Annotated in this window: 12 protein-coding genes; 7 read left to right on the top strand and 5 right to left on the bottom strand. The window is 64.0% G+C overall.

The genetic code is table 11. From position 1 onward, the window contains the following. The 3 genes from NKI21_RS05855 to NKI21_RS05845 form a co-directional block, all read right to left on the bottom strand. The gene (locus NKI21_RS05855; RefSeq protein WP_352440944.1) at nucleotides 1-1,131 is read right to left on the bottom strand and encodes a patatin-like phospholipase family protein; all 1,131 of its coding nucleotides are present in this window, start codon (nucleotides 1,129-1,131) and stop codon (nucleotides 1-3) included. A 46-nt stretch (nucleotides 1,132-1,177) separates the two neighbouring features. After that, complete coding sequence (locus NKI21_RS05850) at nucleotides 1,178-1,993, bottom strand: 3-hydroxybutyrate dehydrogenase (RefSeq protein WP_031213135.1); 816 nt, start codon at nucleotides 1,991-1,993, stop codon at nucleotides 1,178-1,180. 153 nt (nucleotides 1,994-2,146) lie between these two features. Further along, on the bottom strand, nucleotides 2,147-3,235 hold the full coding sequence (locus tag NKI21_RS05845; protein WP_352440946.1) for a citrate synthase/methylcitrate synthase: 1,089 nt from the start codon (nucleotides 3,233-3,235) through the stop codon (nucleotides 2,147-2,149). A 92-nt stretch (nucleotides 3,236-3,327) separates the two neighbouring features. On the opposite strand from NKI21_RS05845, the gene NKI21_RS05840 reads away from it, so the two are divergent. Further along, nucleotides 3,328-4,467 (top strand): citrate/2-methylcitrate synthase, encoded by a 1,140-nt coding sequence (locus NKI21_RS05840; protein ID WP_352440947.1) that lies wholly within the window; start codon nucleotides 3,328-3,330, stop codon nucleotides 4,465-4,467. 18 nt (nucleotides 4,468-4,485) lie between these two features. Here the strand turns inward: NKI21_RS05840 and phaR are convergent, their stop codons facing one another. Continuing rightward, complete coding sequence (gene phaR / locus NKI21_RS05835) at nucleotides 4,486-5,097, bottom strand: polyhydroxyalkanoate synthesis repressor PhaR (protein ID WP_023814312.1); 612 nt, start codon at nucleotides 5,095-5,097, stop codon at nucleotides 4,486-4,488. Nucleotides 5,098-5,398: 301 nt separating this feature from the next. On the opposite strand from phaR, the gene NKI21_RS05830 reads away from it, so the two are divergent. The 6 genes from NKI21_RS05830 to NKI21_RS05805 all read left to right on the top strand — a co-directional run bounded on the left by NKI21_RS05830 (nucleotide 5,399) and on the right by NKI21_RS05805 (nucleotide 13,466). Continuing rightward, the gene (locus NKI21_RS05830; protein WP_128305521.1) at nucleotides 5,399-6,577 is read left to right on the top strand and encodes an acetyl-CoA C-acetyltransferase; all 1,179 of its coding nucleotides are present in this window, start codon (nucleotides 5,399-5,401) and stop codon (nucleotides 6,575-6,577) included. A gap of 92 nt (nucleotides 6,578-6,669) precedes the next feature. After that, a complete protein-coding gene (gene phbB, locus NKI21_RS05825; RefSeq protein WP_023814310.1) occupies nucleotides 6,670-7,395 on the top strand; it encodes an acetoacetyl-CoA reductase in 726 nt (241 codons plus the stop codon). 712 nt (nucleotides 7,396-8,107) lie between these two features. Next, complete coding sequence (locus tag NKI21_RS05820; RefSeq protein ID WP_352864880.1) at nucleotides 8,108-11,542, top strand: helicase-related protein; 3,435 nt, start codon at nucleotides 8,108-8,110, stop codon at nucleotides 11,540-11,542. 16 nt (nucleotides 11,543-11,558) lie between these two features. Beyond that, nucleotides 11,559-11,945, top strand: a complete 387-nt coding sequence (locus NKI21_RS05815) for an RNA-binding S4 domain-containing protein (protein WP_127297242.1) — start codon at nucleotides 11,559-11,561, stop codon at nucleotides 11,943-11,945. 234 nt (nucleotides 11,946-12,179) lie between these two features. Then, nucleotides 12,180-12,518 carry a ferredoxin FdxA gene (gene fdxA / locus NKI21_RS05810; RefSeq protein WP_023699302.1) on the top strand — a complete coding sequence of 113 codons (339 nt, stop codon included), beginning with the start codon at nucleotides 12,180-12,182 and terminating at the stop codon, nucleotides 12,516-12,518. Between the two features lie 366 nt (nucleotides 12,519-12,884). Further along, the gene (locus NKI21_RS05805; protein WP_013529179.1) at nucleotides 12,885-13,466 is read left to right on the top strand and encodes a CarD family transcriptional regulator; all 582 of its coding nucleotides are present in this window, start codon (nucleotides 12,885-12,887) and stop codon (nucleotides 13,464-13,466) included. Between the two features lie 172 nt (nucleotides 13,467-13,638). Here the strand turns inward: NKI21_RS05805 and NKI21_RS05800 are convergent, their stop codons facing one another. After that, on the bottom strand, nucleotides 13,639-14,268 hold the full coding sequence (locus NKI21_RS05800; RefSeq protein WP_352461319.1) for an ATP-binding response regulator: 630 nt from the start codon (nucleotides 14,266-14,268) through the stop codon (nucleotides 13,639-13,641). Between the last annotated feature and the right edge of the window lie 217 nt (nucleotides 14,269-14,485).

Here is a 14,485-nt window from a genome sequence, read left to right as displayed (position 1 = left end):
TCAGGCCCGACGGCGAACCACCTCCGGATTTTTGCGCACAGCGAGGAATTCCTTGACCCGCCGGCCGGGTGCCGGACCGCGCACCGGCTTGAAGCCGTCATCGAGTTCACCGGAGAGATCGAGCGTCGGTCGCTTGCCGACGGCGTCGTAATTCTCTTCCAGCCAGTCGCTGGCGGCTGTGCGGCCGAGATCTCTGAGATAGGTCAGGAACGCCCATTCGGCATTGACCTTCGACGACGCCGACAGGTCCTTGAACGCCTCGTCGGCATCGATGCGGTGCATGCGGATGTCGCGATATTCGCCATGCGGCAGACGGCCGGCGGCGATCAGTTCCTTGACGAAGGCGATCGAGCGGAATTCTCGCAGCAGCCCGGCGTTGAAGGTGATCTCGTCGATGCGGTTCTGGATCTCGTTGGCGCTCCTTGGCGTTCCCTCCCGCACCACCGGATTGATCTGCACCAGGAGCACATCCTCGGTCGCCGCGGTCTTGAAAAACGGATAGAGCGCCGGGTTGCCGCCATAGCCGCCGTCCCAGTAGGGCACGCCCTTGATCTCGACGGCGCGGAACAATTGCGGCAGACAGGCCGAAGCCATCACCACGTCGAGGTCGATCTCGCCGTCGGAAAAGACGCGCAACTGTCCGGTTTCGACATTGGTCGCCGAGATGAACAGTTCCATCGACTTGCAGGCGCGGACATTGTCGAAATTGATCTCCTGCTCCACCACGTCGCGCAACGGGTTAAGGCCGAGCGGATTGGCGACGTAGGGCGAGAACACGCGCGACATGGTGTCGAAGAAGACATAGCCAGGCGTATTCTCGATCGACCAGTTGCCCCAGGCGACATCCCACGGCATGCGCTGCACTGGGCTGAACCGGCCCTTGGCCGCCACCGCGCGCCAGAAATCGTCAAGTTTTTGCCGCGCGCCTTCGACACCGCCGCGCACATATCCGTCGGCCAGCGCCACCGCGTTCATGGCGCCGGCGCTGGTGCCGGACACTGCTGATATCTCCAGCCTGCCGTCCTCCAGCAGCCGGTCGAGCACACCCCAGGAAAAGGCCCCGTGCGAGCCGCCGCCCTGAAGTGCGACGTTTATCTTCTTCGTCTCCTCCGCCTTGCCGTTTTTGGTCATGGCGTCGTCCTTGGTTCGTTTTGGGTAGATGAGAAGATTTCGCGCCTCACGCGGCGGTCCAGCCGCCATCTACCGAGAGATGGGTGCCGTTGATCTGCGCTGCCGCGTCCGAGCACAGGAACACCGCCGCTGCCGCGATCTGCTCCACCGTGACGAATTCCTTGGTCGGCTGCTTGTCCAGCATGACCTCACGGATGACGGTCTCGCGGTCCATCTGATGGGCCTTCATCTGATCGGGGATCTGCGCCTCGACCAGCGGCGTCAGCACATAGCCCGGGCAGATGGCATTGCAGGTGATTTTTTCGCGCGCCAGTTCGAGCGCGACGGTCTTCGTCAATCCCATGATGCCGTGCTTGGCCGAGACATAGGCCGACTTGAACGGCGACGCGACCAGGCCGTGTGCCGAGGCGATGTTGACGATCCGCCCGCCGCCGGCATTTTTCATCAGCGGAATGGCGGCTGCAATGGTGTGGAATGCCGACGACAGGTTGATGGCGATGATGGCGTCCCATTTCTCGATCGGGAACTCTTCCACCGGCGCGACATGCTGGATGCCGGCATTGTTGACCAGGATATCGACCGAACCGAATGTTTCGGCCGCCTTGGCGACAAGCGCCCGGCATTCCGCCGGTTTCGACATATCGGCCTTGATGTAGGCGGTCTTCACTCCATACTGTTTGGCAATTGCGTCGGCCATGGCGTGGTCGGCGGTCGTGTCGGAGAAAGAGTTGACGACGACGTTGCGGCCTTCGGCCGCCAGCGCCTGGGCGATGGCCAGGCCAATGCCCGATGTGGAGCCGGTGATGACTGCGGTTTTTCTGGCGGCCAAGGGCGGAATCCTCTGGTTACGGCAAGAATGCATCTATGTTGCAGTGCAGCATATATGCTCAATACGACGCAATAACAGCGGCCAGATTTGTGGGCGAGATGAAATTTTCGTCATAAGCGGCCACACGGCCGCTCACCAGGAGGATATCGTTTGGATCGCCGGTCGCTCGCCAGGCGCCGATAAGCCTCAGGCAGCCAGCTCCGGCACAGGCCCGACATAGCGCGACTGCGGGCGGATCAGCCGCCCGATCGTCTGCTGCTCGCGCGCATGCGCGATCCAGCCGGCGACGCGCCCGGTGGCAAAGACATTGCTGAAAGCTTGTGGCGGAAAGCCCGCCGCCTCCAGCAGCAGCGCGGTGTAGAACTCGACATTGGTCTGCAGCGAGCGCGACGGCTTGGCGATCCGCAGCACGTCTAGCGCTACCTGTTCCACTGTCTCCGCGAATGCCAGCCGGCGGCCGGTTTCGCCCTCGCCGCCGAGTTGCCGCACGACGGACTTCAGCACATCGGCGCGCGGATCGCGCACGCGGTAGATGCGGTGGCCGAAGCCCATGATGCGCCTGCCGTGCGCGATCTCGTCGCGAAGCCAGCCGGCGGCATCGCCATGCGCCTGGATCGCATCCAGCATCTCGATCACCGGACCGGGCGCCCCGCCATGCAGCGGCCCCTTGAGTGCGCCGAGCCCGGCCAGCACGGAGGATGTCAGGCCGGCCTGCGTCGAGGCCACCACGCGCGTCGCAAAGGTCGATGCATTGAGACCATGGTCGCAGACGGTCACCAGATAGGTGTCGAGCGCCTTCGCCAGTGCTGGGGAGGCGGCGTTGCCGCTCAGCATCCTCAACATGTCGGCGGCATGATGGGCGCGGCTGTCCGGCGCGATCGGCTGCTCGCCGCGCTGCAGGCGCAGCAGGGCCGGCGTCAGCACGGCGGGCGCTGCGATGAGCAGCAAGGCGTCGGTCAAGGTCTCGCCGTCGGGCAGCAGCGCCATGCCGGCGCGCATGGCGCTGTAGACATCGAGCGACGCCAGCCGGGGCAACGAGGGTAAAAGCCGTTCGAACACCTCAGCACGTGCCTGGCCCAGCTCACCCGTCAGCTTCGCGTCGGCGGGAAGGTCGTCGAAGAAGCCGTCGAGCAGCAGGCGCATCACCTGAGCATAGTCCCAGCGGCCGGCCAGCTCGGGCAGCGAATGACCTCGGATCGTCAGACGGCCGCCAAGACCATCCACATCGGAAAGCACGGTTTCCGCCGCCACCACGTCATCGAGCCCATTCGCCATAGCCTGTCTCCTTGAAGCATTTCCAGATCGGAGATAGAGATGGGCAACGTTTCCATCAATCTTGATCAATAGAATCAATATTGGGGTTCGATATGTCGGAGTGGTTGTCCAGGGAAGAAGCGCTGGAGAGGCTCAAGGTGCGGGCGCAGACGCTGTACGCCTATGTCAGCCGTGGGCGCATCGGCATGCGGCCCGACCGCGCCGATCCGCGCCGCAGCCAGTATCGTGCCGACGATATAGAAGCGCTGGCAACGCGGAGGGCGCGCGGACGGAGCCCATCAGCCATCGCTGAAAGCGCCATTGCCTGGGGCGAGCCCTCGATCGCAACGGCGATCTCGACCGTCTCGCACGGTCGGCTCATCTATCGCGGGCAGGACGCCGCGGTGCTCTCCGGGCACGCCACACTGGAAGAAGCCGCCGCCGTTCTCTGGGCTCTGCCGGAACCGGTGGCTTTCGAAGCACCATTGCCGGACGCACCCCATCAAGCTGGCCGGGCTGCGGCCTTTGCGCGACTTGCCGTGCTTGCCGGCCAGGGGCGCCCATCGCTTGGGCGCAGCGCCGCCTCGCTGCATGCCGACGCCGCGCACGCGGTCGGCGTGCTGGCCGGCGCGCTGGGCGCACCGGCAGGACCGGATCCCGTCCATCAGCGGCTGGCACAGGCCTGGTCGGTGGATGCCGGCGGCGCCGATGCGATCCGCCGCGCGCTTGTCCTGCTTGCCGATCATGAACTGAACGCGTCCACCTTCGCTGCGCGCGTCGCAGCCTCGACCGGCGCGCCGCTGGCCGCCTGCCTGCTGGCTGGGCTCGCGACGCTGTCCGGTCCTCGCCATGGCGGCGCCGGCGAGGCGGTGATGCAACTGGCCGAGGATGCGGCGCGGCATGGCGCCGATGCGGCGATTCGGCGCTGGCTCAGCCATGACCGGCCGCTGCCGGGATTCGGTCATCAGCTCTATCCCGACGGCGACCCCCGAGGGGCAGCGCTTCTGTCGGTGATCGAGGTTGACGGCACACTATCGTTGCTGCGCGACGCTGCCTTTGCGGCGACCGGCGCGCTTCCCAACATCGACTTTGGGCTGACCGCGCTGACGCGCAGCCTTGGCTTGCCGCGCGATACGCCGTTCCGCCTGTTTGCGCTCGCACGCAGCGTCGGCTGGGCAGCGCACACGGTCGAACAGATAACAAGCCGAAGTGTCATCAGGCCGCGCGGCCGCTATGAGGGCGTGCTGCCGTAAGATCGAAGAGCGCTAAGCTCAGGACATCGTGTCGAGCTTGCGCTGCATGGCCGCGATCTGGTCCTTCAGTTCCTGAAGATCGTCGGGCTTGTCAGGTGTTTCCTTCCTGGCCGGCTCGGGCGACGGCGCGGCGGCCGGCGCGGTGCCGGCGGGCGGGAACGGCGTGAACAGCCGCATCGCATTCTGGAACATTTCCATGTTGCGGCGTGTCTGTTCCTCCAGCGCCTTGATCGGCGTAGTGATCTTCATCATGTCGAGCGGCGACTTGCCGATCGCCCCCTTCATCTGCTCGCGAAAGCGCTCCTGCTCCTTGGAAAAGGCGAGCATCGACTGTTCGAGGAAGCTCGGCACGATCATCTGCATCTGGTCGCCGTAATAAGCGATGAGCTGGCGCAGGAACGGGATCGGCAGCATGTTTTGCCCGTCCTTGTTCTCCAGTTCGAAGATGATCTGGGTCAGCACCGGATGCGTGATGTCGTCGCCGGTCTTGGCGTCCTGGACGGTGAACTCCTCGCCCTTCTTGACCATCTCGGCGAGGTCCTCGAGCGTCACATAGGTGCTGGTGCCGGTGTTGTAGAGGCGGCGATTGGCGTATTTCTTGATGATGATCGGATCGTCTTTAGCGGCCATCTACATCCTCCCGGGGACACCGGCGCGCCTCTGAGCAAGCCGCCGATAACGATTGTGCCTTTTTTTTGAGGATATGCGCAAAAGCTTCACAATTCCAAGCAGTTTGTGCAGTGCGGGATCACTAAATGCTGCATAGCAGGCAAAATATGCTGCGCAGCAATGGACGAATGGCCGCCATGGCAAGGCACGACCTGCTTGCGGCGCATGGGCGCCCTGCCTATTTCCGGTTTGACTTGGGGTTGGGAAAGGGCAAGAAAAGTCCCTAACGACAGAACGACACCCTTGAAGTCTGGAGAAGAAAATGTCCGCTTCCATCGTCATTGCCAGCGCGGCGCGCACGCCGGTCGGCTCCTTCAACGGCGCCTTTGCCGCCACCCCGGCGCATGAGCTCGGTGCCGTTGTCATCAGGGAATTGCTGTCACGTGCCGGTGTCGAACCAGGCGAGGTCGACGAGGTCATCCTCGGCCAGGTGCTGACCGCCGCGCAAGGCCAGAACCCGGCCCGCCAGGCATCGATCAATGCTGGCTTGCCCAAGGAAACCACAGCCTGGGGCCTCAATCAGGTTTGCGGCTCGGGCCTGCGTGCCATTGCGCTCGGCATGCAGCAGATCGCCACCGGCGATGCCAAGGTCATCGTCGCCGGCGGCCAGGAATCGATGTCGCTTTCGACCCATGCCCAGCACCTGCGCGCCGGCGTCAAAATGGGCGACTTCAAGTTGATCGACACCATGATCAAGGACGGGCTGTGGGATGCCTTCAACGGTTATCACATGGGCAACACCGCCGAAAACGTGGCACGTCAGTTCCAGATCACCCGCGAAGACCAGGATCAGTTTGCGCTGGCTTCGCAGAACAAGGCCGAGGCCGCGCAAAAGGCCGGCAAGTTCAAGGACGAGATCGTCGCCGTCACACTCAAGGGCAAGAAGGGCGACACCATTGTCGACCAGGACGAATACATCCGCCATGGCGCCACGCTCGACGCCATGACCAAGCTGAAGCCGGCCTTTGACAAGGACGGCACGGTGACCGCCGCCAACGCCTCCGGCATCAATGACGGCGCCGCCGGCGCGCTGCTGATGAGCGAGGCGGAAGCGGTGAGGCGCGGCATCACCCCGCTGGCACGCATCGTGTCCTGGGCAACCGCCGGCGTCGATCCGCAGATCATGGGCACCGGCCCGATTCCAGCATCGCGCAAGGCCTTGGAAAAGGCCGGCTGGTCGGTCGGCGATCTCGACCTGGTCGAGGCCAACGAGGCCTTTGCCGCGCAGGCCTGCGCCGTCAATAAGGACATGGGCTGGGACCCCTCGATCGTCAACGTCAATGGCGGCGCCATCGCCATCGGCCACCCGATCGGTGCTTCCGGCGCCCGTGTCTTCAACACGCTGGTCTTCGAGATGCGCCGGCGCGGCGCCAAGAAGGGTCTCGCTACCCTGTGCATCGGCGGCGGCATGGGCGTCGCCATGTGCATCGAAGCACTCTGAAGAACTCGCTAACGGGCGGCGCGAGCCGCCCGTTCTGTATTCAGTGCCTGCCAAGCCCGACAACAGGGCGGTATCAAAAAAAGGGGAAATGCATGACCAAGGTAGCAATCGTCACAGGCGGATCGCGCGGCATCGGCGCGGCGATCTCTATCGCATTGAAGACCGTCGGCTATTCGGTTGCCGCGAACTACGCCGGCAATGACGCCGCAGCGGCGAAATTCAAGGCCGAGACCGGCATTCCGGTCTACAAATGGTCGGTCGCCGACTATGATTCCTGCGCCGCCGGCATCAAGCAGGTCGAGGCCGATCTCGGCCCGGTCTCGGTGCTGGTCAACAATGCCGGCATCACCCGCGACGCCATGTTCCACAAGATCACGCGCGAGCAGTGGAAAGAGGTCATCGACACCAACCTGTCCGGCGTCTTCAACATGACGCATCCGCTGTGGAGCGGCATGCGCGACCGGAAGTTCGGCCGCGTCATCACCATCTCGTCGATCAACGGCCAGAAAGGCCAGGCCGGCCAGGTCAACTATTCCGCCGCGAAGGCTGGCGACATCGGTTTCAGCAAAGCCCTCGCTCAAGAGGGAGCTCGCGCGGGCATCACCGTCAACGTCATCTGCCCTGGCTACATCGCCACCGAGATGGTGAAGGCGATCGACGAGAGGGTGCTCAACGACCGCATCATCCCGCAAATCCCCGTCGGCCGCCTCGGCGAACCGGAAGAGATCGCGCGCTGCGTCGTCTTCCTCGCATCCGAAGATGCCGGCTTCATCACCGGCTCGACCATCACGGCCAACGGTGGCCAATACTTCGCCTGATGACGTGGCGATGTAGGAGATCGACGGGCCGGCACACCGGCCCGTTTCCGGCACGGTCCCTTTGACGTGCTCGCGACCGTAGCTGACCCAATTCGGCACGCGAAGGTTAACAGCCGGCAGCCGCCCTGTGCAAAAGCTCCCTGGCAACCTGTGGATTCTCGGTGGATAAACTGTTCACAACACAAGATATTGGGCTGAACAAATCGGGAAAATTACGCCATCGCCGATTCGTCGCCGATTCGTTCCGGCTATGAGCTGAACGTTAACGACGACAGCCGGAATCGCCTGCCCAACTGCTTAACGCAGGTTAAGAAAGATCAACAATGTTGATCGAGGCGCGCCAAGCCACCGTGATTGGTTCCAGGCAAAGGTTAACGGCAACGCCCTCTTAGCATGAAACGGGCCAGTTCAGCGATTCAGCATGTGGTGCGACTCGCGGTCGCGAAATCCACATGTAGCCGTGAACAAAAGCTGAATCTGCAGGAGTCACTGATTCGTCGCCGATTCGTTCCAGACTCGTTCTATCCGTTAATCCGCAGCCGGTTGAAAGCTTGACAAAACCACCTTCTGGCCGCCGGCGGAACATTCCGCTTTCGCTTCGCGCCCGAAATCCCTATGTGTCGCCTGTCATACGCGCCATTTGAGGCACGCTCCCGACAACCAGAGGCCAAGAAGCCTTATTTCCAGGTCCCAGAAGCCTTATTCTAGGTTGATGAACATCCAGCCCAAACACACCGAGCCGCTGATCCTGTCGGGCCGCGACGTGACCGCCGTGCTCGGGCCGACCAACACCGGCAAGACCCATCTCGCAATCGAGCGCATGGTGGCGCATGAGAGTGGTATCATCGGCCTGCCGCTCAGGCTGCTGGCGCGCGAGGTCTACGCCCGTGTCTGCGAAAAGGTCAGCGCCCACAAAGTGGCGCTGATCACCGGCGAGGAAAAGATCCAGCCGCCGGGCGCCAGATATTCGGTCTGCACTGTCGAGGCCATGCCGCGCGAGACCGACGCCGCCTTCGTCGCCATCGACGAAGTGCAGCTCGCCGGCGACCTCGAGCGTGGCCACATCTTCACCGACCGCATCCTGCATCTGCGCGGCCGCCAGGAAACGCTGCTGCTCGGTGCAGCCACCATGCATGGCATTCTGCAGCGCCTGCTGAGGGGTGTCTCGGTGGTGACGCGGCCGAGGCTGTCGCATCTTGCCTATGCCGGCTCCAAGAAGCTGACCCGCCTGCCGCGGCGCACGGCGATCGTCGCCTTCTCGGCCGACGAGGTCTACGCCATCGCCGAGCTGATCCGCCGCCAGCAGGGCGGTGCCGCCGTTGTGCTCGGCGCGCTCTCGCCGCGCACCCGCAACGCCCAGGTGGCGCTGTTCCAGTCCGGCGATGTCGATTATCTCATCGCCACCGATGCCATCGGCATGGGTCTCAACCTCGATCTCGACCACGTCGCCTTCGCCCAGAACCGCAAGTTCGACGGCTTCCAGTATCGCAACCTGACCGCGGCCGAGCTCGGCCAGATCGCCGGCCGCGCCGGCCGGCATCTGCGTGACGGTACGTTCGGTGTCACCGGCCAGGTCGACCCGCTGGACGAAGAGCTGATCAAGAAGATCGAAGGCCACGATTTCGATCCGGTGAAGGTGCTGCAGTGGCGCACCGCGCATTTCGACTTTGCCAGCCTCGACGCGCTGAAGCGCTCGATCGAGACCAACGCCCCCGTCGAGGGACTGACGCGGGCATTGCCTGCCGTCGATGCACAGGCGCTCGAGCATCTATCGCGCGACGAGGACATTCGCGCACTCACCACCAATGCCAAGCGCGTGGCGCTGCTGTGGGAAGCCTGCGCGCTGCCCGACTACCGCAGGATCGCGCCGGCGCAGCATGCCGACCTCATCGCTTCCATTTACACGGACCTCGCACGCTACGGCCATGTCGACGAGAATTACATGGCCGAGCAGGTGCGCCGCGCCGATACCACCGAGGGCGATATCGACACGCTGTCGCATCGCATTGCCCAGATCCGCACCTGGACATTCGTGTCGAACCGGCCCGGCTGGCTGGCCGATCAGGCACACTGGCAGGAAAAGACGCGCGAAATCGAAGACAGATTGTCGGATGCGCTGCATGAGCGGTTGACGAAACGCTTCGTAGACCGCAGGACTTCCGTCCTCATGCGGCGCCTTAGAGAAAATACCATGCCCGAAGCCGAAATTAGTCCTACCGGAACCGTCCTTGTCGAAGGCCACCATGTCGGCGAGTTGCAAGGGTTCCGCTTCACCGCCGACCAGACCGCCGGCGGCGAAGACGCCAAGGCGGTGCGCACCGCCGCCCAGAAGGCGCTGGCCGCCGAGTTCGAAGCGCGCGCCGAACGCTTCGGCGCCTCGGCCAATGGCGACATCGCGCTTGGCTCGGATGGTACGCTGCGCTGGATCGGCGCGCCGATCGGCACGCTGGTATCAGGCGAAGACGCGCTGAAGCCGCGCCTGGTGCTGCTGGCCGACGAACAGCTGACCGGCCCGGCGCGCGACAAGGTCGCCGCGCGTGCAGAGCGATTCGTCAATTTCCAGATCGAGTCGCTGCTGAAGCCGCTGGTCGACCTCAGGAACGCCGACCAGATTTCTGGCATCGGCCGCGGCATCGCCTTCCAGCTGGTCGAGAATTTCGGCCTCATCAACCGCCGCGACATCGCCGAGGAGATGAAGTCGCTCGACCAGGAAGGCCGCGCCGCCCTTCGCCGGCTTGGCGTGCGCTTCGGCGCCTACCATGTCTTCGTGCCGGCGCTGATCAAGCCGGCGCCTGCCGGGCTGGTGACATTGCTGTGGGCGCTGAAGAACGACGGCAAGGACAAGCCGGGCTTTGGCGACGTGGTCCATGCGCTCGCCTCGGGTCGCACCTCGGTGGTGATCGACCCTGCTTTCGACAAGACGTTCTACAAGCTTGCCGGCTACCGCAATCTCGGCCGTCGCGCCGTGCGCATCGACATACTGGAACGGCTGGCGGATCTGATCCGTCCGGCGACCAACTGGAAGCCCGGCCTCGGTCAGCGCCCGGACGGCGCCTATGACGGCCAGTCCTTCATGGTGACGCCGCCGATGATGTCGATCCTCGGCGCCACCGCCGACGACATGGAAGAAATCCTCAAGGGTCTCGGCTATCGTGCCGAGCCGAAGCCGGCCGTCGAGGTCAAGGCGCGGCTCGAAGCACAGGACAATGCCGCGCGCGAAGCGGCGGTGGCGAAGCTTGCGACGGAAGAGGCTGCACGAGCCGAGCAGGCCAAAGCGGCCGAAGCCGCGGCAACGGATGCCGCAGCAGAGGCAGCAATCGAAGGGTCGGAGCCGGCATCGGACGCAGTGGCCGTTTCGGAAACGGCGGCCGAAATTCCCGCCGAAATCACCCCCGACGCCGCGGCTGAACCTGCTGCGCCTGCCGTGGAAGAACAGGCGGACGCTCCTGTCGAAACCGTGCAAGACGAAGCGCCTGTAGCCGAGGCTGCGCCCGACGTCGCCGAACCGGCGCCGGTTGAACCGCAGGCAGAGACTGAGACTGCCGAGATCGAAGTTGCAGCGGCAGAAGAAGCCGCAACGGCCGAGCTGGTGTCAAATGCCGCGCCCGCAACGGACGCCGCGCCGGACGAACCTGCAGCGGTGATTGAAGCTGCCGCCGGCGAACCCGCTCCAGAAGCCGAAGCGCCAAAACCCATCCTGTTGTGGCGTCAGGGCCGCTTCGAACAGCGCCCGCGCAACCGCGACGACAGCCGCAGGAACAATCGCCCACGCAACGGACAAGCGCGCGGCCGAAGCGATGCACCCGTGGATACCGCCGGCGCACCGGCCGTAGCTGCACCCGGAGAACGGCCTGCCCATGAAGGCCGGCGCGATGGAGCCGGCAAGCCGCGCTTCGACCGCTCGAAATTCAAACCCAAGCCGCAGGCCGAAGGCGAACAGCGGCGTGACGGCAGGCCGCAAGGCGAGCGTCCCGACCGCCGTGAGGGCCGTCCCGACTGGAAGGGTGGCAGGCCGGATGCCAAAGGTGGTCCGCAAGGCGGCAAGCCGGCCTTCCAGCCCAAGCCGCGCGAGGAGCGCCCGGTGCGCTTCGACCCGGATTCGCCCTTCGCCAAGCTCGCCGCATTGCGCGACCAGTTGAAGAAGTAGAACCCGGCTCGCTTCGATGGTTGCCGAAGGCCGCCAGCGCATCGACAAATGGCTGTTCTTCTCACGCGCCGTGAAATCGCGCTCGCTGGCGGCAAAACTGGTCGTCGCCGGCCGCGTTCGCATCAATCGCGACAAAGCAGCGCAGGCCTCCGATCAGGTCAAGCCAGGCGACGTCCTGACCATCACGCTCGAGCGCCGCATCTTCATCTGGAAGGTGCTCGGCGCCGGTACGCGGCGCGGCCCGGCCGAGGAGGCCCGTACGCTCTACGAGGATATGTCGCCACCGCCCGCACCGAAGGGCGAAGCCCCTCCCGATGCAATTCCGGGGCTGCGCGAGGCCGGCAGCGGCCGCCCGACCAAGAAGGAACGTCGCCAGACCGACCGATTGCTCGGCGAAGACTGATGCCTGGCGTCCAAAAACACGCAGCGGTTTTGGGACAACGGCACGCCTGAGACGAGAACTGAGCCCGGCAAACAGACGCTCTGCGGGACATGACTGACTTCCGCCGGGCCTGCAGTCTGGAATTCCATTCCGGAAACACCGGCACCGTCCGCAATGGCTACCCTTGCAAGCGGTCGACAAAGGCGTTACCTGACGGAAAAAGCCCAACAAAATGGGACGTCCCGGAGCCGACCGATGACCTATGTCGTGACCGACAATTGCATCAAATGCAAATACATGGACTGCATCGAAGTCTGTCCGGTCGACTGTTTCTACGAAGGCGAGAACATGCTCGTCATCCATCCCGACGAGTGCATCGACTGCGGCGTTTGCGAGCCGGAATGCCCGGCCGACGCGATCAAGCCTGACACCGAACCCGGCCTCGACAAATGGCTGCAGGTCAACACCGAATACGCCGACAAATGGCCCAACATCACCGCCAAGAAGGAACCGCCGGCCGACGCCAAATCCTTCGACGGCGAGGCCGGCAAGTTCGAGAAATACTTCTCGGCAGAGCCCGGCGAAGGCGATTGACAACACGGCCGCAAAGGCCGGTATTACGCTGGGTAAGAGGCACGTCGCATTAACCGGCTTGACAGGCGGCGCTGGCCTGTGGCCTTCGCTTGTGCAGCAAAACCTTGATTCTTACGACTTTTTGTGTTACATCAGCGAAACATGCCGGTGACACAACGTCGATTTATGGCGCAGACGCCCCAAATCACTGAAAGGTGAAAATCCCATTCGGACCAGAGCGATCTGGGCCAGGCGGTCGCAATGTCGCGTTTGCCGGTCCGGCTTTTCCGATGGGTTCATCTGTTGTGCGGCTAACGATCGGCTTCCCCGATCGCGCGAGTTCGGACCGGCAGGACGCCGGTGCCACAACAAGGAGTTCAGGGCGTAATGGCAACGATCACCCCGCAGAAGAAGTCCACCGCTGCGCGTCACGGTTTCAAGACCGGCGAATACATCGTCTACCCGGCGCACGGCGTCGGCCAGATCGTCTCGATCGACGAGCAGGAAGTTGCTGGACACAAGCTGGAACTGTTCGTCATCGACTTCTCGAAGGACAAGATGCGCCTGAAGGTTCCGGTTGCCAAGGCGACCTCCATCGGCATGCGCAAGCTGTCGGAAGAGGATTATGTCGAGCGCGCGCTGAAGGTCGTGCAGGGCCGCGCCCGCGTCAAGCGCACCATGTGGTCGCGCCGCGCCCAGGAATATGATGCGAAGATCAATTCGGGCGACCTGATCTCGATCTCGGAAGTCGTGCGCGACCTCTACCGCGCCGACAACCAGCCGGAGCAGTCCTATTCCGAGCGCCAGCTCTATGAGGCGGCGCTCGACCGCATGGCCCGCGAGATCGCGGCCGTCAATCGCATGTCGGAAACCGAAGCCGTGCGCTTGATCGAGGTCAACCTCAACAAGGGCCCTAAGCGTGGCGCCAAGGCCGACAATGAAGAGGCCGAGCAGGAAGAAGCTGCCTGATCCTTCTCGCCTTTGATTCGAGAGATCCTGCCTGAAACGATTGGAGGCTCCGGTTTGACCGGGGCCTCTTTTGCTTTCGGGCGGCGGCTTCGATGTTGATGATGTACTGCGCACCAGCGTGCTGCATCGCGGCTTGCTGGCGCGCTCCGGGCCGTCCAGCGCGCGTTTTCGGTTAACGTTTGTCCCCACTTGTCGCCTTGCCAGCAAAGCAGACCGCAGCAATGGTTTCGCGCAATTCCTCGTCGGCGATCGGCTTGTGCAGGATGCGGCTGCCGCTGGCGCTGATCTCCTTGAGGCGCGAAGGCGAGGTATCGCCGGTGATGATGATGGTCGGGACAACGCGGCCGATATGGGCGTGAAGCGCACGGATCGCGTCGGTGCCGGTGGTGTCATTCTCGAGACGGTAGTCTGCGATGATCAGGTCGACCGGCGCATCGCCGGCAGCCAGCGCCGCCGCATGGGCCTTCCGCGCCTCTCCGGCGGAGCGGCCGGGATAGACACGATGTCCCTCCAGGCCGAGCAAGCGCACCATGGCATCGAGAACATCGCCCTCGTCCTCGACCACGATGATGCCCGCGGTACTGCTGGCCGGCGATGTCGTGTCGACCGCTAAGCGAGCTTGCACCGCGCCGGCCTTCGCGACGGTGATGGAAAACAGGGAACCGCGTCCGGATGTCGAAGCCAATTTCAGGGGGTGCCGCAACAGTTCGGCGGTGCGGCGAACGATGGCGAGCCCGAGTCCCAGGCCTTGCGTGCGGTCCCGCGCCGGGTTCTGCAACTGCACGAACTCCTCGAAGACCATCCCCTGCTGATCGGCGGGGATGCCGGGGCCGATTGTCCAGGACCTGTATCTCCACACATGCGCCGCGCCGGCGACAGCCCAGCAGGACACCACCTTGCTTGGTGTAGCGAAAGGCATTCGACACCAGGTTGTTGAGAATGCGCTTCAGCATCATCGGGTCGCTGTCGACGTAGAGGCCGCTGTCGACCACGCGCCACCTAAGTCCGCGCTGTTTCGC

Source organism: Mesorhizobium sp. M0715 (assembly GCF_040320355.1).
Classification (GTDB): Bacteria; Pseudomonadota; Alphaproteobacteria; order Rhizobiales; family Rhizobiaceae; genus Mesorhizobium.
This window is presented reverse-complemented; position numbering and strand designations above follow the sequence as displayed.